The 555-nt window shown below is 68.6% G+C and carries 1 protein-coding gene; it reads left to right on the plus strand.

Annotation, left to right across the window (positions count from 1 at the left end; genetic code table 11):
* Positions 1–555 (plus strand): NAD(P)/FAD-dependent oxidoreductase (locus G3436_RS25090; protein WP_163950785.1); only part of this gene is annotated, 555 nt, incomplete at both ends.

Below are 555 nucleotides of genomic sequence, written 5' to 3' on the forward strand. Positions count from 1 at the left end.
CCTGTGGCTGGCCGCCAACGCCGAGGAAATGGCCGTGGCCGAGCACAAGCACGCCAACCTGCAGGCCCATGGCGAAGCCTGCCAGTTGATCGGCGCCCGCCAGATGCGCGAGCGCGAGCCGTTGTTGCGTGAAGGCCTGGAAGGCGGCTTGCTGATCGAGGGCGACGGTATTCTCTACGCACCGGCCACCGCCCGCTGGATGCTCGACAGCCCCGGTATTCGCCAGCGCCAGGCCCGGGTCAGCGAAGTCGACGGCCAGCGCGTGCGCCTGGACAACGGCCAGTGGCTCGGCGCTTCGGCGGTGGTGCTGGCCAACGGCATCCAGGCCACCGAGCTGTGCCCGGAACTGCCGATCGAACCCAAGAAAGGCCACCTGCTGATCACCGACCGCTACCCCGGCAAGGTCACCCACACCCTGGTGGAACTGGGCTACGTGACCAGCGCACACAACGCCAGCGGCCCGTCGACCGCGTGCAATATCCAGCCACGACCGACCGGCCAACTGTTCATCGGCGCCTCGCGCCAGTTCGGTACCACCGACCCGCAGGTCGAGGG

It is taken from the genome of Pseudomonas brassicae (assembly GCF_010671725.1).
Lineage (GTDB): Bacteria > Pseudomonadota > Gammaproteobacteria > Pseudomonadales > Pseudomonadaceae > Aquipseudomonas > Aquipseudomonas brassicae.